The sequence below is a fragment of the Plantactinospora sp. CNZ320 genome, assembly GCF_002846275.1.
On the sequence record NZ_PJMP01000001.1, the window covers coordinates 1,527,980 to 1,546,103 of the forward strand.

At 70.5% G+C, this 18,124-nt stretch carries 15 protein-coding genes and 1 pseudogene; 9 read left to right on the top strand and 7 right to left on the bottom strand.

The genetic code is table 11. The features are described from left to right. Window positions 1–10 precede the first annotated feature (10 nt). Window positions 11–1,723, top strand: coding sequence for a metallophosphoesterase (locus CLT71_RS06595; RefSeq protein WP_101366324.1), 1,713 nt, complete (start codon window positions 11–13; stop codon window positions 1,721–1,723). A 7-nt stretch (window positions 1,724–1,730) separates the two neighbouring features. Here the strand turns inward: CLT71_RS06595 and CLT71_RS06600 are convergent, their stop codons facing one another. Then, window positions 1,731–2,054, bottom strand: a complete 324-nt coding sequence (locus CLT71_RS06600; protein WP_486483095.1) for a hypothetical protein — start codon at window positions 2,052–2,054, stop codon at window positions 1,731–1,733. Between the two features lie 266 nt (window positions 2,055–2,320). Here CLT71_RS06600 and CLT71_RS06605 point away from each other — a divergent pair, with 266 nt between their 5' ends. Further along, on the top strand, window positions 2,321–3,349 hold the full coding sequence (locus CLT71_RS06605; protein WP_101366325.1) for a phosphotransferase: 1,029 nt from the start codon (window positions 2,321–2,323) through the stop codon (window positions 3,347–3,349). A 20-nt stretch (window positions 3,350–3,369) separates the two neighbouring features. Here CLT71_RS06605 and CLT71_RS06610 read toward each other — a convergent pair whose 3' ends face one another. Both CLT71_RS06610 and CLT71_RS06615 read right to left on the bottom strand, forming a co-directional pair. Further along, entirely contained in the window at window positions 3,370–4,593 is a 1,224-nt protein-coding gene (locus tag CLT71_RS06610; protein WP_486483096.1) for an SGNH/GDSL hydrolase family protein, read from the bottom strand. A gap of 144 nt (window positions 4,594–4,737) precedes the next feature. Continuing rightward, window positions 4,738–5,313: a TetR/AcrR family transcriptional regulator gene (locus CLT71_RS06615; RefSeq protein WP_101366327.1), complete on the bottom strand. Its 576-nt coding sequence runs from the start codon at window positions 5,311–5,313 to the stop codon at window positions 4,738–4,740. Window positions 5,314–5,373: 60 nt separating this feature from the next. On the opposite strand from CLT71_RS06615, the gene CLT71_RS06620 reads away from it, so the two are divergent. Continuing rightward, a complete protein-coding gene (locus CLT71_RS06620) occupies window positions 5,374–5,865 on the top strand; it encodes an FBP domain-containing protein (RefSeq protein ID WP_101366328.1) in 492 nt (163 codons plus the stop codon). Here CLT71_RS06620 and smpB read toward each other — a convergent pair. Then, a pseudogene (smpB, locus tag CLT71_RS06625) lies at window positions 5,849–6,346 on the bottom strand (SsrA-binding protein SmpB); the annotation flags it as partial. The gene CLT71_RS06620 and the pseudogene smpB overlap by 17 nt on opposite strands. A 181-nt stretch (window positions 6,347–6,527) precedes the next feature. Here smpB and CLT71_RS06630 point away from each other — a divergent pair. Beyond that, a complete protein-coding gene (locus tag CLT71_RS06630; RefSeq protein WP_158242186.1) occupies window positions 6,528–7,274 on the top strand; it encodes an HAD family hydrolase in 747 nt (248 codons plus the stop codon). 22 nt (window positions 7,275–7,296) lie between these two features. Here CLT71_RS06630 and CLT71_RS06635 read toward each other — a convergent pair whose 3' ends face one another. From CLT71_RS06635 to CLT71_RS06645, 3 genes are all read right to left on the bottom strand, one after another. Next, window positions 7,297–8,250: a diacylglycerol/lipid kinase family protein gene (locus tag CLT71_RS06635; protein WP_486483097.1), complete on the bottom strand. Its 954-nt coding sequence runs from the start codon at window positions 8,248–8,250 to the stop codon at window positions 7,297–7,299. A 42-nt stretch (window positions 8,251–8,292) separates the two neighbouring features. After that, entirely contained in the window at window positions 8,293–10,203 is a 1,911-nt protein-coding gene (htpG, locus tag CLT71_RS06640; protein ID WP_101366330.1) for a molecular chaperone HtpG, read from the bottom strand. A gap of 92 nt (window positions 10,204–10,295) precedes the next feature. Continuing rightward, entirely contained in the window at window positions 10,296–10,793 is a 498-nt protein-coding gene (locus CLT71_RS06645; protein ID WP_101371210.1) for an SRPBCC family protein, read from the bottom strand. Window positions 10,794–10,846: 53 nt separating this feature from the next. On the opposite strand from CLT71_RS06645, the gene CLT71_RS06650 reads away from it, so the two are divergent. The 5 genes from CLT71_RS06650 (at window position 10,847) to CLT71_RS06670 (ending at window position 18,084) form a co-directional block, all read left to right on the top strand. After that, window positions 10,847–11,425 carry a TetR/AcrR family transcriptional regulator gene (locus CLT71_RS06650; RefSeq protein WP_101366331.1) on the top strand — a complete coding sequence of 193 codons (579 nt, stop codon included), beginning with the start codon at window positions 10,847–10,849 and terminating at the stop codon, window positions 11,423–11,425. A 154-nt stretch (window positions 11,426–11,579) separates the two neighbouring features. Further along, window positions 11,580–12,962, top strand: a complete 1,383-nt coding sequence (locus tag CLT71_RS06655; protein ID WP_158242187.1) for a serine/threonine protein kinase — start codon at window positions 11,580–11,582, stop codon at window positions 12,960–12,962. A gap of 88 nt (window positions 12,963–13,050) precedes the next feature. Beyond that, window positions 13,051–14,826, top strand: coding sequence for a substrate-binding and VWA domain-containing protein (locus CLT71_RS06660; protein WP_101366333.1), 1,776 nt, complete (start codon window positions 13,051–13,053; stop codon window positions 14,824–14,826). 608 nt (window positions 14,827–15,434) lie between these two features. Further along, window positions 15,435–17,306: a RiPP maturation radical SAM C-methyltransferase gene (locus CLT71_RS06665; RefSeq protein WP_101366334.1), complete on the top strand. Its 1,872-nt coding sequence runs from the start codon at window positions 15,435–15,437 to the stop codon at window positions 17,304–17,306. Beyond that, a complete protein-coding gene (locus tag CLT71_RS06670; RefSeq protein ID WP_101366335.1) occupies window positions 17,287–18,084 on the top strand; it encodes a DUF5825 family protein in 798 nt (265 codons plus the stop codon). Before CLT71_RS06665 ends, CLT71_RS06670 begins: the two co-directional genes overlap by 20 nt. Window positions 18,085–18,124 lie beyond the last annotated feature (40 nt).

The following is an 18,124-nucleotide window of genomic DNA, read 5'->3' on the forward strand; positions in this document are numbered from 1 at the left end:
ATCACGTGCGATGACCGCCGCACCGCTGCTCTGCGAGCCGTACCTGCTGGATCCGGGTCCCGACGATGTCTGGGTCGTCTGGCACACCGAGGAGCCCGGCACCGGCGGGTGCGTGCTGGCCGGCCCGGAGGTAACCGGGATGTCGCCCCGACAGGCCCGGGACGCCGCCTCCGGCGACCAGCCGTCCGGCCCCGGGTGGCGGCGGTTCGAGGCGCGGACCCAGCCGCTCTCCCGCACCCGGGAGGACGCCCGACACGAGGTGTCCGGCCGCGGCGCTCCGACGGTGACCCGCCGCCCGGTGTACCGGCACCTGGCCCGGGTCACCAGGCTGGCGCCCGGCCGCACGCCGTACCGGGTGGTCGCGGCGCACGGAGACCGGGTCACCGTCACGGCGGCGTACTCGCTGGCTCCGGCGGCGCCGGCCGGATCGGGGGTACGGCTGCTGCTCAGCAGTGACCACCAGCTCAAGGCGATGACGGCGGCCAACCTGGAGAAGGTGGCCGAGACGGTCGGCGTACGGCTGGACGGGGTGCTGATGGCCGGCGACATGGTCAACGTCGGCGACCGGGCCAGCGACTGGTTCGACGCGACCACCGGTCCCGCCTTCTTCGCCGGGATGACCGGGCGGGCGCGGACCCCGATCGCCGGCCGGACCTATTCGGGTGCACCGCTGTTGCAGCACACCCCGATCTTCCCGGCGATCGGCAACCACGAGGTGATGGGCCGGTGGTCCGAGACGGCCAGCCTGGACAGCCAGTTCAACGACCCGCAGCCGAGGGAGGTGGCCCGGCAGCGCTGCCGGGCGCAGGGCGCGGACAGGCCAGCCGAGGCGGGTGAGCCGGACGAGGCGGAACTGCGGCTGCGCTCCTGGGACGTCACGACGTACGAGGAGCTGTTCCCGTACCCGCGCAGTGCGGCCGGTGGCCCCCGCTGGTGGTCCCGGACGATCGGCGACGTGCACCTGGTGACGCTCTTCGTCACCTCGATCTGGCGCCCGCACGTGCCGGTCGGGCGGGGCAAGTTCCAGGAGGATCCGGCCGACCTGGCCCACCCCGAGCGGTGGGGGCACGGCCAGTTCATCTTCGAGCCGGTGCATCGGGGCTCCGCGCAGTACCGCTGGCTCGAACAGGAGCTGACCTCGGCCGAGGCCCGCGCGGCGCGGTACCGGGTGGTGATGTTCCACCATCCCGGTCACGGGCTCGGCGACAACTCGACACCGCCGTTCACCGATCCGGTGCAGACGGTGGGGCGTGATCCGGACACCGGGGAGGTCAGCGCGGTCCGGTACGCGTACCCGCTGGCCGAGGACCACATCCTGCGCGACCTCGAACCGCTCTTCTGCGCCACCGGAGTGCACCTGGTGCTCAACGGTCACGCCCACCTGTGGAACCGGTTCCGGAATCCGGCCGGGGTCAACTGGCTGGAGACCTCGAACGTCGGCAACAGCTACGGCGCGTACGACGTGTCGTCAGGTGCCGCCCGGAACCTGCCGGCGGGGCCGGAGCACGTCCGGCAGGGTGATCCGGGCGGGTTGACGCCTGTCGTTCCGAGCGTCGCGCCGCTGGCCGGGCCGACCGGTGCCCCACTGCCCTACGTGGCGAGCAACGACATCACGGTCTTCTCGGTCCTGGACTCGACCGCCGGGGTGGTCCGGTCCTATCGGTTCGACACCCGCGACCCGGACGCCCCGGTGCTGCTCTTCGACGAGTTCCCGCTGGTCTGATCTCCTGTCAGTCCGGCGGCTCCGGGGTCGTCGCCTGCCCCGTGGCGGCGGTCTGCTCCGGCGCCACGTCCCGGTCCGGGGTCACCGTCTGCTCCGAGGTGCGCCGTTCCAGGAACGAGTCCGGGGCGGCCGCCGCCTCGGCGATGCGGCGTTCCGACTCCGTGGTCCCCGGGTCGGTCTCGGCCAGCACCGCCGCGCCCGCCTCGCGCCGGTCGGAGTCGGCCAGCACCGCGGCGGCCTGCGCCTCCGGGTCGTCGCTGCCCACGGAACGTTCCTCCGGCAGCAGGTGGGCGGCCCGGTTCTCGACCCGGTCACTCGTCTCTTCGCTCATGCCGCGATCCATACCCGGACCGTCGCTCGCCTACTCGTGCGACACGCCAGGCCGAATATGCCTCTTCGGGCTGGAACCTGACGGCGGGTCGGGTGCGGGTGGGGGCCCCGGCTTCGGTGCCCCGCCCATGCACCCAGCTCGACAGTCTCCGCGCCGACCGCCCCCCGCTGGGCCCCGGCGGCCCGGAACCAGCCCGCCTGGCCGCCCCCGCCGGTCGCTCAGGTGGCTGCCGGCCGTCCGCCCGGCGATGCCGTTAGCGTGGCAGCGTGACCGTAGAACCCTCGGCCGAGGATCGACTCGACGCCGGCTGGCGCGCCGAGAGCGACGCATGGATCACGGACCGGCTGGCCGAACGGGGTATCGCCGGGCTGGCTGCGGTGCAGACCGAGCGGGTGCGCGCCTGGTCGATCATCCGGCGGGTGCAGACCAGCGCCGGCCGGATGTGGTTCAAGGCGAACGTGCCGACGAACGCCTTCGAGGCGGGGGTGGTCGAGGCCCTGGCGGAGTTGGTGCCGGAGTTGGTCGTGGCGCCGCTCGCGGTGGATCGCGACCAGGGCTGGCTGCTCGGCCCGGACGGCGGGACGATCCTGCGGGAGCTGACCGGGCGACCCGACCCGGCCCGCTGGGCGGAGCTGCTCCGGACGTACGCCGGTCTCCAGCGGGTGGTGGCCCCGCACGCCGACCGCCTGGTCGGGCTCGGCGTGCCGGACCTGCGACCGGCCCGGATGCCGGCCGCGCTGGCCGGGCTGCTGGCCGATCCGGCGGTCCGGCTCGCGGAGCCGCACCGGGCCGCCCTGGTCGCGCTCCTTCCCGAGTACGACCGCTGGTGCGCCGAACTCGACGCGGACGGGCTGCCGGCGTCGATCCAGCACGACGACCTGCACGACGGCAACGTTTTCGTCGGTGCCGCCGGAATGCGCTTCTTCGACTGGGGCGACGCCTGCCTCGCGCACCCGTTCGGCAGCCTGCTCGTGGCGCTGAACGTCGCCGCCGACCAGCTCGGGGTGGATCCGGCCGGTCCGGAGCTGTCCCGACTCCGGGACGCCTACCTGGAACCCTGGACCGACCTGCGGGACCGTGCCGAGCTGCGCCACTCGGTCCGGTTGGCGCTGCGGGTGGCGAAGGTCGGCCGGGCGGTCTCCTGGCGGCGGGCGCTGAGTGGCGCGACCGCACCCGACTGGCAGCGCGCCCTCGGCGGGCCGGCGCCGATCGCCGCCGAGCACGAGACGGCGCCGGCCGCCTGGCTGGAGGCGCTCACCCCGGGGTCGAACCCGGGCTGGCTGCGCGTCGGCTGATCCAGGTCACGGCGAACCGTTCAGTGGAACAGCCTGGCCGGTACGGCGTCGGCGAGCAGCCGGTAGCCGGTCGGGTTGAGGTGCAGGTGGTCGCCGGTGTCGGCGGCCGGAAGCAGTCGACGCGGCTCCGCCGGATCCCGTACGGCCCGGTCGAAGTCGAGCACTGCGTCGAACCGGCCACTGTCCCGGATCCACCTGTTGAGGGCCTGTCGGGTGGCTTCCCGCAGCCCGTTCGGGTCGTCGTAGTCGCAGTGCCCGCCGAACGGGGTCAGCGTGGCGCCGTACACCCGGATCTGCTGCGCGTGCGCCCGGGTGACGATCTGGTCGTACGCGGTGCGGAGATCCTCGGTGACGTTGCGCTGGGCGGTCTCGGTGGCCTCGGCGGTGCCGATGTCGTTGACCCCCTCGAACACCACCAGCCAGGTGACGCCGCTCTGCGCGAGTACGTCCCGGTCCAGCCGGGCCAGTGCGTTCGGCCCGAGCCCGTCGGCGAGTACCCGGTTGCCACCGGCCGCCTGGTTCACCACCGCGACCTGCCGGGTCGGGTCGTACCCGTGCAACCGGTCGGCGAGTTGGTCGGGCCAGCGGTCGTTGGCGTTGGTGGTGGAGCCCCGCCCGTCGGTCAACGAGTCACCGAGCAGCACCGCGACCCTGGTGTCCGGCCCGGCCGGCACCTCGACGCCACTGAGCAGGTACCAGTGGTCGACCGCTGTGGCACCGGGCAGGGTCGACGCCGCGACATGGTTACCGTGCCGCAGGTGTGAGGTGGTCCGGGATCCGGGATGTGCGGTGATCCGGTCCGAGGCGAGCCCCTGGCCGAGATAGAGCGTCACGGTGAGGTTGGCCCGGGCCGGTACGGCGATGTCGACCGGGTCGGAGACGAACTGCGCACCGACCGGTACGGTCACCGAGTCCCGCCCGCTGAAGGTCACCGGGCGCGCGCTGCCGGGCTGGATCGCGCTGACCCCGGCCCTGCCCTCCGCCGGCAGCGCGACCGTGGCGGCGGTGACCGGCAGCGGTGCCCCGCCGAAGGCGTTGGAGAGGCGCAGCCGGACCCGCGATCCGGCCACCGACATCCGGACGGTCTGCCGGAGCGTGCTGTCGGCCAGCATCCGGTCGTGCCCGGTGAACGGTGGCGGCGGCGTGTTCTCCGGCTCGGCGAGCTGCGGCATCGACGCCCAGCTCGTCACCCAGCGCTGCCCGGCCCACCCGGCGTCGGATTCCCACCTCAGCAGGCTTGGCAACGGCCACCTCCGGCTTCTGTCGGCGCCTCCCCCGCGCCCGCCGCTGCCGGACGTCGGGACCGGGTGGGCGGGTTCGGCTGCGGACAAATATAGGGTGCGGTCGCGCCCACCCCGGTTGCGCGGGCGGCTCACCGTCGACGGCACTCACCCGGCCGGCCAGTTCCGCAGGACGGCGTCGACGGCATCCACCGTCCTGGCCCAGGAGTCGTCGACCGGGCGGGGGTGGTGCCGGAATCCACCGGCCCGCTCCAGGCTCACGTAGCCGTGGAAGGTGCTGTGCAGCATGCGTACCGCATCGGTCTGGTCGGGTTCGGCCAGCCGGTAGCCGCGCAGGATCGCCCGGGTCAGCTCGGCGTGCCGGCGGGCCGCGTCGGCGGCCACCGTGTCCGTCTGCGGATCGAGCTCGAACTGTGCCGCCGCGTACCTGCCGGGGTGTCGCTTCGCGTAGTCCCGGTAGGCGTCGGCGAAGGCCGCCAGCGCGTCCCGGCCGGCGCGACCGGCGAGCGCGGCGGCGGCCCGGTCGGCGAGTTCGGTCAGGGCCAGTGCCGCGACCCTGACCCGCAGGTCGCGGGCGTTGCGGACGTGGGAGTAGAGGCTGGCGTCCTTGACACCGAAGCGGCGGGCCAGCGCCGAGATGGTCAGGTTGGCGAAGCCGACCTCGTCGGCCAGCTCCGCCGCCGCCAGGGTCAGCCGCTCGGTGGTGAGTCCCGCGCGCGTCATGTGCCACACCTCACGCCTAGGATCGTTATTCGGTTGCCTAGAGATATTAGGCTGGATCCTATGGTACCCCTGACCGAACCGGCCATCCGCGCCTCCTTCGTCAACTGCACGAAGGGCGAGGCGAAGCGTCTCGCCGTGCCCAGGGACCTCGACGAGCGTGCCTGGGCCGACCTCGACTTCTTCGGCTGGCGGGATCCGGCCGCCGACGAGCGGGCCTATCTGGTCGCCGAGTCCGGCGACGGGCTCGTCGGCGTGGCGCTGCGGGTGGCGCCGCGGACCGGGCGGGTCCGGCGCAGCATGTGCTCGCTCTGCCTGACCACCCACACCGGCGACGGCGTCTCGCTGATGACCGCCCGCAAGGCCGGACGGGAGGGGCGGCAGGGCAACTCCGTCGGCGCCTACCTCTGCACCGACCTGGCCTGTCCGCTCTATCTGCGCGGAAAGAAGGACGCCGGCCGGCGCCTCGACGAGACGATCACGCTGGCGGAGCGGATCGAACGCACCACCGCCAACCTCGCCGGCTTCCTGGCCCGGGTCAGGAGCGACGGGTAGCCCGGTGCCGCTGGGAGTTGCCCTTGAGGTGCCGGCCCAACTCCCGGGCGATCTCCCGGTTGGCGTCCCGCTCGGCAAGCGCCTGGCGCTTGTCGTAGGAGCGCTTGCCTCGGGCCACCCCGAGTTCGACCTTGGCCCAGCCGTTGGAGAAATACAGTGCCAGCGGCACCAGGGTCAGCCCGGGATCACGGATCCGATCCAGGATCTTGTTGATCTCCACTCGGCGGAGCAGCAGTTTCCGCATCCGCTTCGGCTGGTGGTTCGTCCAGGTCCCGTAGGCGTACTCCGCGATGTGCAGCCCGTAGAGCCAGAGTTCGCCGTCGCGCTCCTGGGCGAACGCGTCGACGAGCGACGCCTGCCCGGCCCGCAGCGACTTGACCTCCGTGCCGCGCAGCACGATCCCCGCCTCGTACGTCTTCAGCACCGCGTACTCGTGCCGGGCCTTCTTGTTCGAGGCGATGAGTCTGCGCTCGGCTTCCCTGGACGCGACGACCTCCCCAGCGACTCTGACCGACCCCGCTGACCGGCGTCCCGACTCTGATCCCGGGCCGCCCGGCCGCACCGGGCAGCCAGACTATACGCACCAGGTCAGCGGCGGATCGACGGGTTTTCCCCCGGTGCCGGGCCGGGGCGGGGTCGCGGCCGGATGGGATAATTTCCCGATGCCTGCCGCCGGCCCCAGCCACATCCTCTTCGACTTCTTCGGCACCCTGGTCGCCTATTCGGCCAGCCGCACCGAGCAGGGCTATCCGGGCTCACACGCACTACTCCGGCGGCTCGGCGTCGACCTCGACTACGCCGAATACCTGACCGCCTGGTCGGCGACCTTCGCCGAGTTCGACAGGCGCAGCGCCGAGAACGACTCCGAGTTCTCCATGATCGAGGTCGGCACGGTCTTCCTGACCGACCTCCTCGGCCGCTCGCCGGCTCCGGAGGACGCCGACGCGTTCGTCCGGGAGTACGTCCGCGAGTGGAACACCGGGGTGCGCTACCTCCCCGGCGTCCCCGAACTCGTACGCGACCTGCACCGCGACCACCGGCTCGCGGTCGTCACCAACACACACCAGCCTGGGCTGGTCCCCGGCCACCTCGCGGCGATGGGGTTGACGGAGTACTTCGACGCCGTCGTCGCCTCGGTGGAGCTGGGCTGGTGCAAGCCCCATCCGCGGATCTACGCCACCGCGCTGGAGACCCTCGGCATCGACGCTGGTTCGGCGGTCTTCGTCGGCGACAGCTACCGGCCCGATTTCTGCGGACCCGAGCGGGCCGGGATCCGGGCGTACCTGATCGACCCGGACCGCCGCGCGCCGGTGCCGGAGGACCGCCGACTCGACTCGATCCTCGACCTGCCGGCCCGGCTGCGGGGCCGGCGGGCCGACGACGACCGGCTGGCCGGCTCCGCCCACTGACCCACCGCCGGCCGCGCCCCGGTCAGGCTTCCTGCTCGGGTACGCAGACCGTCAGCGCACCCGGGGCTATCCGGGCCTTCAGCCGCTTGACCCGGTCCCGGGCGCCGCCGTCCAGCTCGTAGGTCATCGGCTCGGCGAACCGGACATTGATCTTCCGGCCCCGGGTGATCCGGACGAACGGCGAGTCGTCGGAACGGCCCACCGCCATCTGGCCGAGGGTGCGGATCCAGTCCAGCACGCCGCTGGCGGTCGCCACGCCGACCTCCAGGCAGCCGTCGTCGGGACGGGCGTCGTCGAAGGCCGGAATGCCGCCGGTGATCGTGCCGACGTTGCCGAAGAGTACGCAGCTCGCCTCCCCCTCGAACCAGTCCGCACCGTCCACCCGGATCCGCATGTGCGTCGTCTCGGTGCGGACGTGCCGCAGCCCGGTCCAGAGGTACGCCACCCGGCCGAGTCGATCCTTCAGGTCGCGGTCCGCGTCCCGGATCATCTCCCCGTCGAAACCCGCACCGGCCATCACCGCGAAGTGCTCGCCATCGAGCCGTCCCAGGTCGAGCCGCCGACGCGGCCCGGTCAGCCCGATCCGGACCGCCTCGGCCAGGTCCTCGGGGATGCCGAGGTTGCTGGCGAGCAGGTTCGCCGTGCCGGCGGGCAGGATCGCCAGGGCCGCGTCCGAGCCGGCCATCGCGTCCGAGCAGCGCTGCACCATGCCGTCCCCGCCCCAGACGAAGATCAGCTCGGCGCCCTTGTCGAGCGCCTTGCGTACCTTCTTCGGTGCTTTGCGGCTCTTCGGCACCTCGTACCAGAGCAGGTCCTCGACCCCGGCGCCACGCAGCCGGGAGCGGAGTTCGTCGAGCCCGCCGCCGAGGGACTTCTTCCGGTGTGCCACGACCGCGACCCGGGCCACCTGGGCCGGGGTCACGGCTGGTCCGGGCGTCGGCGCGGCGGCGGACTCGGCGGTCATCGTGCTGGTCATGGCCCGGGTCTTACCCAGCGACCCGGGCCACCAAGCGCGGGCTCAGAGGGTACGCGCGAGTCGCTCGGCGAGCAGCCTGGTGAACCGGGCCGGGTCGCCGAGTTCGCCGCCCTCGGCGAGCAGCGCCATCCCGTAGAGCAGCTCGGCGGTCTCGGCGACGGCCGGGTCCTCGCTGCGCTCCGCGTGCGCCTCGCGCAGCCCGCTGACCAGCGGATGCGTCGGGTTGAGTTCCAGGATCCGCTTCACGGCCGGCATCTCCTGCCCCATCGCCCGGTACATCTTCTCCAGGGTGGGAGTCATGTCCTGGGCGTCGCCGACGATGCAGGCCGGTGAGGTGGTCAGCCGGGACGACAGGCGTACCTCCTTGACGTTCTCGGCGAGCTGGGTGGTCAACCAGCCGAGCAGGTCGGCGAAGTCCTTCTCCTGCTGCTCCCGCTCCGCGCCGGCGTTCTCCTTCTCCTCCTCGGAACCGAGGTCGACCTGCCCCTTGGCGATGGACTGGAACTTCTTCCCCTCGAACTCCGGCACCGAGGAGACCCACATCTCGTCGATCGGGTCGGTCAGCAGCAGTACCTCGTAGCCCTTGGCCCGGAACGCCTCCATGTGCGGCGAGTTCTCGATGGTGCGGGACTCGCCGGTGGAGTAGTAGATGTCGGTCTGCCCCTCCTTCATCCGCTCGACGTACTGGGCGAGGGTGGTCAACTGCTCCGGGTCGTGGGTGGAGGCGAAGGAGGCGATCTCCAGGATCGTCTTCTGGTTGTCGAAGTCGTCGAGCAGGCCCTCCTTGACCGCCCGGCCGAACTCCGACCAGAAGGTGCGGTAGCGCTCCGCGTCGTTCGCCTGCATCTCCTTGACCGTGGAGAGCACCTTCTTGACCAGCCGGCGGCGCATCAACTGGATGTGCCGGTCCTTCTGGAGGATCTCCCGGGAGATGTTCAACGACAGGTCCTGCGCGTCCACCACACCCTTGACGAAGCGCAGGTACTCCGGCATCAGCTCCTGGCAGTCGTCCATGATGAAGACCCGCTTGACGTAGAGCTGCACACCGCGCTTGGCGCCCCGCATGAAGAGGTCGAACGGGGCGCGGGACGGGATGAAGAGCAGCGACTCGTACTCGAAGGTCCCCTCGGCCCGCATGTGGATGGTCTCCAGCGGGTCCGTCCAGTCGTGGCTGAGGTGCCGGTAGAACTCCTTGTACTCGTCTTCCTTGACGTCGTCCTTCGACCGCGCCCAGAGCGCCTTCATCGAGTTGAGCGTCTCGACCTCGGTGGTCGTCTTGCCGTCGTTGTCGGTCCGCTCGACCGTCATCCGGATCGGCCAGGCGATGAAGTCCGAGTAGCGCTTGACGATCTCCCGGATCTTCCACTCGGCGGTGTAGTCGAAGAGCTGGTCCTCGGCGTCCTCCGGCCGCAGGTGCACTGTCACCGAGGTGCCCTGCGGCGCCTCGTCGACGGTCTCGACGACATAGGTGGCGCCGCCGTCGGATTCCCAGCGGGTCGCGGTGGACTCACCGGCCCGCCGGGTCAGCAGGGTCACCTTGTCGGCGACCATGAAGCTGGAGTAGAAGCCGACGCCGAACTGCCCGATCAGGTCCTGCGAACCGGCCGCGTCCTTGGACTCCCTGATCTTCTCCAGGAGTTCCGCCGTGCCGGACTTGGCGATGGTGCCGATCAGGATGACGACCTCGTCCCGGGACATCCCGATGCCGTTGTCCCGGACGGTCAGGGTACGCGCCTCCCGGTCGACCTCGATGACGATGTGCAGGTCGGAGGTGTCGACCTCCAGATCCTTGTCGGCGAATGCCGCCAGCCGCAGTTTGTCCAACGCGTCGGAGGCGTTGGAGATGAGTTCCCGCAGGAAGATGTCCTTGTTCGAATAGATCGAATGGACCATCAGCTGGAGTAGCTGACGCGCCTCGGCCTGGAACTCGAAAGTCTCGGTCCCGGTGCTCATGTGATCCTCCACGAAATGCCCGCTGCGCCGACGACGGAGCGCCGCCGGTGAGCAGGGATCACACGGTTACGCTCCGGATAGCCGGCGCCATACTAATTGACCCCGGCATCGCGACCACGCAGACCCGTACGCTCGGCCGGCGGGTGGTCACCGGCTGCCAGGGTGGCGGCGTGCGCGGCGAGGCCGGCCGCGACCTGGCCGATGAACCGGTGCAGCGTCCGCCGGTAGATCCAGCCGGTGCCCGGCACCTTGGCGGTGAAGGTGGAGTGCCAGCGGATCGAGGTGCCACCGCGCTCCGGGGTGAGGTCGACGTCGGCCCGGTAGCCGCGCAGCGGCATCCCGGAGACCAGTTCGTAGCTGAACCGGCGGTCCGGCACCCGTTCGACCACCCGCTCGCGGCTGGTCACCCGACCGGTCCGGAAGACCCGGATCGCACCGACCCCCTCCGGCTCGTCCGGGCCGGGGCGCTCCAACTCGAAGGAGTCCAGCGGCGACCAGCCGGGCCAGCCGGCGCCGTCGACCAGCAGCGCGTAGACCACCGCCGGGCTGGCCGTGGTGTGCACCCTCACGTCGATCTCTTCTCGTGCCATCGTCCGCACCCTCCCCGATTCGTGTACCACCTGGTACATGTACCGTATGGTACATGCCTGCTGAAGTACGCGAACAACTGCTCTCCCGGGTCGTCGAGCGGATCGCCGAGCAGGGTGTCGGCGGGCTGAGCCTGCGCCGGTTGGCGGCGGACCTCGGCACCAGCCACCGGATGCTGATCTATCACTTCGGCTCTAAGGAGGGGCTGCTCGTCGAGGTGGTGCGGGAGATCGAGAACCGGCAGCGTGCCGCGCTTTCCACACTGGAGTTCAATCCGGCGACCCAGCCGGCGGAGGTGATCCGGAGCATGTGGCGGCGGCTGGCCGACCCGGCGCTGTGGCCGTACGAGCGGCTCTTCTTCGAGCTGTACGGCCAGGCGGTGCAGGGGCATCCGGGCACCACGGCACTGCTGGAGGGCGTGGTGGACAGTTGGCTGGACCTGAACGTCGAGCTGGCCGCCCGCCGGGGCGTACCCGCCGAGGTGGCCCGCACGCACGCCCGGCTCGGCCTGGCGGTGATCCGGGGCCTGCTGCTCGACCTGCTCGCCACCGGTGACCGAGCCGGCACCGACGCCGCCCTGGAAGCGTTCGCGGTCGGCTACGAGGCGGGCCTGCCGGTGCCGTCCGCCCGGTAGGGAACCGGCCTCACCGCTCCGACTGATCGACCTCGCCCGCTGTCGTCCCGAGTGGATGGAGTGCGGTAACGCCGCAGACCGCTGCGTCGCACCGGCATGGCACCATGACCTTTCACCGCGTGCGGGTGGTCGGTCGTCGGATCGGGGAGTCGGATTGGCACAGTGGGCAGCGGCGACGCCGAACAGCACACCGTTGAGTTCGCACGATCCGCGCGCGATCGGCCCCTACCAGGTGCTCGGCCGGCTCGGCATGGGCGGCCAGGGCGTCGTCTACCTGGGGCGCGACGGCACCGGGCAGCACGTCGCGATCAAAATGATCAACGTTGACCTGCGCCACGACCCGAAGGCCAAGACCCGGTTCGTCAGGGAGATCGCCGCCGCCCGGCAGGTCGCGCCCTTCTGCACCGCGCAGATCCTGCACGCCGAGGTGGACGGCGACACGCCGTACGTGGTCAGCGAGTTCATCGCCGGCCCCACCCTCTACCGGCAGGTACGCGACCAGGGGCCGATCTCCGGGAACGCGTTGCACCGGCTGGCCGTCGGTACCGCCACCGCGCTCACCGCGATCCACCGGGCCGACGTCGTACACTGCGATCTCAAGCCGGACAACGTCATCCTCGGCGCGGACGGTCCTCGGGTGATCGACTTCGGCATCGCCCGCGCGCTCGACGCCACCGAGACGATGACCCGGCAGATCGTGGGTACCGCGCCGTACATGGCGCCGGAACGGTTCCGGGACAACAACGTGGGTCCGGCTTGCGACGTCTTCGCCTGGGCGGCGACCCTGGTGTTCGCGGCGGCCGGCAAGGCACCGTTCGGCAACGACTCGATAGCCGTCGTGATGCACCGGGTGCTCCACGAACCACCCGACCTGCCCGCGCTGCCCGACCCGCTCGACGACCTGGTCCGGCGATGCCTGGCCAAGGACCCGCTGGCCCGCCCGCACTCCGAGCAGGTCCTGCTGCACCTGCTCGGCTATGCCGCTTCGCCCGCGAAGACCATGCCGATGGAGGCGGTCCTGAAGGAGGGCAACGCGACGGCCACCGCCACGGTCTCGACCCGTCCGGCGAGCGGCCGGGCCAAGCCGCCCCGACCGGAGCCGACGCCCGCCAGCACCACGCCGATGCCGACCGGCCCGATATCCGGCACCTCGCCGATGCCGCCCGGATCGGCAGCCGGCACCTCCGCGCTGGCCGGTGAGGTCGCGCCGAACCCGACCCGGCCGGAACCCGTCCGGGCCCGCGCGGCGGTGCGACCGAGCGGTCCGACACGGGAGCCCTGGCCGCGACGCCTGCGGGGCGAACTCGGCAACCCGTGGGGTGTTTCGACCGCGATCTTCCTCGGTGCGGTCGGTGCGGCAGCCGGTTACGCCGGGTCCACCTCGATCAGCATCGGGGCGCTCACCGGAGCGATCACCTTCCTGGTGGTCTACACGATCCGCGTGCTCGTCGCCGCGGCGCTGGCCGTCCCGCCCGGAGCGGACTCCGCCCCGAGCGGCCCGGCAACCGAGCGCCCACCGCACGGCCCGCGGTTCTGACTCCCGCCGCGCCCCCGGGCCTCCCCTCCCCCGAGGTCCGAAGGAGCGGGCAGAACGTTTACCAGTACGCCGACCTTCGGAGGATCACATGGCTTCAGGTAGCAAGGGTGTCCGGGCCTGGTTGCCGTACACGGTGGCGATCGTCGCCGGGCTCGGCGTCATCGCCGCCGCCTACCTGATCGTCCGGCCCGATCCGGCGGAGCGCACGGAGGCGGGAAACTGCGTACCGCTGACGGTCAACTCCTCCTCGGAGAAGAGCGCACTGATCAGCCAACTCGCCCAGCGCTACAACGACAGCCGCCGGCGCGTCGGTGACACCTGCGCCACAGTCACCGTGCACGGCCTGACCTCGGGCCGAGCCATGGAGGCGCTGGCCGGCGGCTGGGCCGCCAAGCAACCCGCCCTTGCCGAGCCCCAGGTGTGGCTGCCGACGTCCAGCCTGTGGACCGGCCAGTTGAAGCTGTTGGACGAGGCGGCCGGCCGGCCCGTGCAGACCCCGGGCAAATACCCGTCCATTGCGAACAGTCCGCTGGTGATCGCCATGCCACAACCGAAAGCCGAGGTGCTCAGGCAGCGCGGCCAGCTCGGCTGGGGCGAGATCCTCGGCCTGTCCGGCGACGCCGGATGGTCGACCTTCGGACGGCCCGGGTGGGGACAGTTCACCTTCGGCAAGGACAACCCGAGGCTCTCCACCTCCGGCCTGGCGGCCACCATCGCGACGTACTACGCCGCGGTCAACCGGGCCAGCGACCTGACCGAGGCAGATCTCGGTAAACCCGCGGTGACCCAGTTCGTCCGCCGGATCGAGGCCAACGTGTCGCACTACAACGACGACTCGGTGGAGCTGTTGCGGGACCTCGCCGAGGCTGACCTCTCCGGCGTCGACCAGACGACCGCCACCGACATGAGCGCGATCGTGGTCCAGGAGGAGCTGGTCTATCTCTACAACGAGGGCGAGCTGAGCCCGAACAGGGGCGAGAAGCCCAGAGTGCCGCTTGTCGCCCTCTATCCCAAGGAGGGCACGTTCAACCTCGACCACCCGTACGTGGTGTTGCCCTCCGCTGACCGGCGACAGCGGAAGGCCGCCGAGGACTTCCTGAACTTCCTCCAGGAGGACGCGCAACAACGGGCCTTCGGGCAGCTCGGCTTCCGCGACCACGAGCGCAACGCCCCGGACGGCCTCGTCGCGTCGGTACGCGGGCCTGGCAACACCGAACTGACCTACTTCGACCCGCCGGAGCCGAACGTGGTGAGCGCGATCCTGGAGAGTTGGAGCACGCTCCGCAAGAAGGCCAACATCCTCATCGCCATCGACACCTCCGGTTCGATGACCGCCCGGATCGGCGACCGTAGCCGGTTCGAGGTGGCGGCCGACGCCGCGGCCAAGGGACTCGCCCTGTTGAACTCCGAGGACCGGGTGGCGCTCTGGTCGTTCTCGTCGGAGACGACGCAGCGAGGGAAACGGCCCTACAGCGAGGAGGTGCCGCTCGCCAGCTTCGACCAGAAGCTCCTCACCGACCGGCTGAAGAAGCTGCACGTCGACGGTGGCACCGCGCTGCACACGACGGTACGGGCGGCGCACCGCCACATGCTCGACAACTACGACCGCACCCGGATCAACGCGGTGGTGGTGCTCACCGACGGCAAGAACGAGCACAAGACCGGCGGTACCCTCGCCGAGCTGCTCCGGGACGTCAAGCTGGATCCGGCGCGACCGGTGAAGATCTTCTGTATCGCCTTCGACCAGCAATCCGAGTTCGGCCCGCTGGACCAGATCTCGAAGGCGTCCGCTGGAAAGGCCTTCAACGCCCAGGATCCGAAGGACATCGACGAGGCGTTCGTGAAGTTGGTCAGCAGCTTCTAGTGGCGGGGTGGTGGGTGGTCGGTACGGAGACTGTCGAGCTGGGTGCACAGGCGGGGCGCGCAAGCCGGGGTTGCCGGGCGCACAAGCGGGGCAGCTCGACAGTCTCCTCGGCGAACATCCCCCAGCACCCGACCGAACCGGCCCGCGATCCGCACGAACCGACAGGATCAATCACAAGACGTGTACCAACACCGATGCCGGGCCGGTGCGGACAAGCCGGCTCGTCGGTTGACTCGGGTCCGTGCCATGGTCAACACTTGCGGGGGTTGAGCTGGTCCAATAGGGACCTAACCTGATCAACGGGGAGTCGCAATGGACAGGACGTTGCCGGTCGCTACCCCTACATCCACGACGTCGGACTCCGCTCGAGCATCAAGGGCTGCGAGCGAGAGCGCCAACCCTCGGCTCGTGGTCCGTCAGACACGGGTCGTCGTCCCCCGCAAGGGCGCCGGCGCCATCGAATGGCAATGAGCCGCTGAGAGCGCCGTTTGACGCCCCGTAGCGAGTCACACCACGCCGGTAGCGTCGCCGACCCGGCACGCTACCGGCGCTCGCTGTCCGCCACGTGAGGGTGCGGCCATCGACTTCTTCGCCATCGAGGACACCGGATGCGGATCACGCTCGTCAACATGCCCTGGCAAGCCCTCACCTGGCCGTCGATGGCGATGTCCACCTTGGACACCGTCGCTACCGACCTCGGCCACCAGGTTACGCAGCTCTACGAAAACCTGAACTACGCGGAGTACTGCCTGGACGACGCCGCCGGTCTCAGCCCTGCTGACTACCTCGCGATCAGCGAGGGCGGGTACGACTACGGGGTCGGAGAGTGGGTCTTCACGTCCGCTCTGTTCGAGCCCGGCTGGCGGCAGGCCGAGTTCACGGCGTACCTCGAACGCGTGGGCTTCCAGAACCTCGGCACCGCAGTTGCGCTGCATCATCGTGCGCCGGAGTTCGTCGATCAGGTGGTCGAACGGGTGCTGGCGACAGGGCCGGACCTGGTTGGCCTGACCACGACGTTCGAGCAGAACGTCCCGTCACTGGCCGTTGCCCTGCGCCTGAAACAGCGACGCCCCGACCTGCCGGTCGCCCTGGGCGGCGCGAACTGCGACGGGGACATGGGCGCTGCCCTGCACCGCAACTTCCCGCAGATCGACTTCGTCGTTCGTGGCGAGGGAGAGCGGCCGCTTACCGAACTACTCGAAGCGATGGCCGACAAGCGCGGGTTCGAGTCTGTGACAAGCCTCTGCTGGCGTGACGCACACGGCCGATCGGTCGAGAACCCCTACAAACCGATCGGGACGCCAGGGCCCGCGTTGCCCATCGCCACGATCCGGCCGTACTTCGAACACGTGCACCGGTCGCCCGCCCGTCCATGGATCTCCGAAACCTTCCTCCGGCTGGAGACGTCGCGCGGTTGCTGGTGGGGTGAGAAGCGGCAGTGCACCTTCTGTGGCCTGAACGGCGGAAGCATCGGCTACCGGTCGAAGCCCCCGGAGCGAGCCTGGAAGGAGATCTCCGAGGCCGTCACCGAGTTCGGCATTCTCGACGTGACGATGACCGACAACATCCTCGACCCCGCATACCTGACGACCCTGTTGCCGCAACTGGCCAAGACCGGCTGGGACCTGCGCCTCTTCTACGAGGTGAAGTCGAACCTCAAGCCGGACGAGCTCGCCGTACTCGCCGCCGCAGGCGTGGTGTCGGTTCAGCCGGGCATCGAGAGCCTCGCGTCCGGGCCACTTTCACTCATGGACAAGGGCACAACCGGAGCGGCGCAGGTACGCGCGATACGCCTGTTCCGGGAGTACGGAATCTTTCCACTGTGGAACTATCTGTACGGGTTTCCGGGCGAAGAGTGGGAGCGCGACTACGCACACGTGGTGGACCAGATTCCCGCCCTGGTACACCTACCGCCGCCGCGACGGAGCAGTCGACTGGCACTGGACCGGTTCTCCCCGCTGTACCTCCGCCCCGAACTCGGCATCGACGGGCCGCGTAGAGCCGCCGAGTGGTACGGGATCGTCTACCCCTTGTCGGAGTCCGAACTGGCCAACCTCGCGTACGCGTTCGCGTACCCGGCGCGGGGGATCGACGATCTGGAAGCGAAGCGGTTGAGTGACGGGATCGATCACTGGCAGCGAGCCTACGAGCGATCGACGCTGCACTACCGACTCGGCGACAACGAGGTTCTCATCGAAGACCGTCGTGACGGCTGGCCGATCCGCGACCACGTGCTGCGCGACGACGAAGCCGCGATCTACCTCACGCTGGCCAGACACCTGTCGCTGCCGGCGATCCAGGCCGCGCTGCGGGCCGGCGGTTACGACATCGACGACAGGACCGTGCAGGACCTGCTGCACCGTTGGCGGACGCTCGGCCTGGTCTACGAAGACGACGGGGTCTGGGTCGCGCTGGCCATGCCGGCAAACGCCCGCGAACGGGTGTCGTGGAAGGAAGAGGGTGAACTCGTTGCCGCGTGAGCTGTCGTTGCGCCCGTTGCCGCTTCAGCACACCCCGTACGCGCTGCCCCGGGTCGCCGGCTCGGCTCGCACCGTCGCGCCGGCCGTGCCGTTCGCCGACTCGGAACCGGTGCTCGCCGCCCTGCGCGAGGCCGGCCAGGTGCGACACGACCCGGCGAGGAAGCGGGCGGTCGTCCGGATCGACCCGGACGGAATCAGTCAGGTGCTCGCGGCGATCTCGATGTCGGGCGTTGCCGGGCTCGGCCTCACCATCGAGTTCGACGCGTGGCCAGGGGCCAGGCTGGCTCCGCGCGATCTCCGGGTCCTGGCGGACGCCGGCGTCGCCATGCTGAAGGTCGACGGCGGCGAGCTGACCGAGCCCGCGCTTCCGGACTGGTTCGAGCTGGGCAAGGCCGCTCTCGCGCACGGGCTGCCGCTGCACTGGACTGGCGGGCTGCCGAGCGTCGCGCACGAGCATGCGAGGCACCTGACGCCACCTCGCGACGACGCTGCCGCGCGCTCGTCGTGGCGCTACGGCATGCTCACCTGGCGACGCGGGCCCGGGTTCGCGCTCGTCGAGGATGCCCACGATTCGGCCAACCGGGTCCAGTACGAGATGGATCTGACGGCGCTGCGGTCGTTGTTCGGCGATGCGCTCGACCAGCACATTTCGTTGTCCGCCGTGGACCCTGCGCTGCTGGATCATCTCGTCGACCTGAAGCTGGTGGGCCGAATCGCGGGCCGTGTCATCTGGCTCCCCTATCGGATGAGGCGTTGGCCGGTAGCCCTGGTGGAGTGAACGCGCCGGTTACCCAAGCTGGGCGCAGCGCGGCCCGACG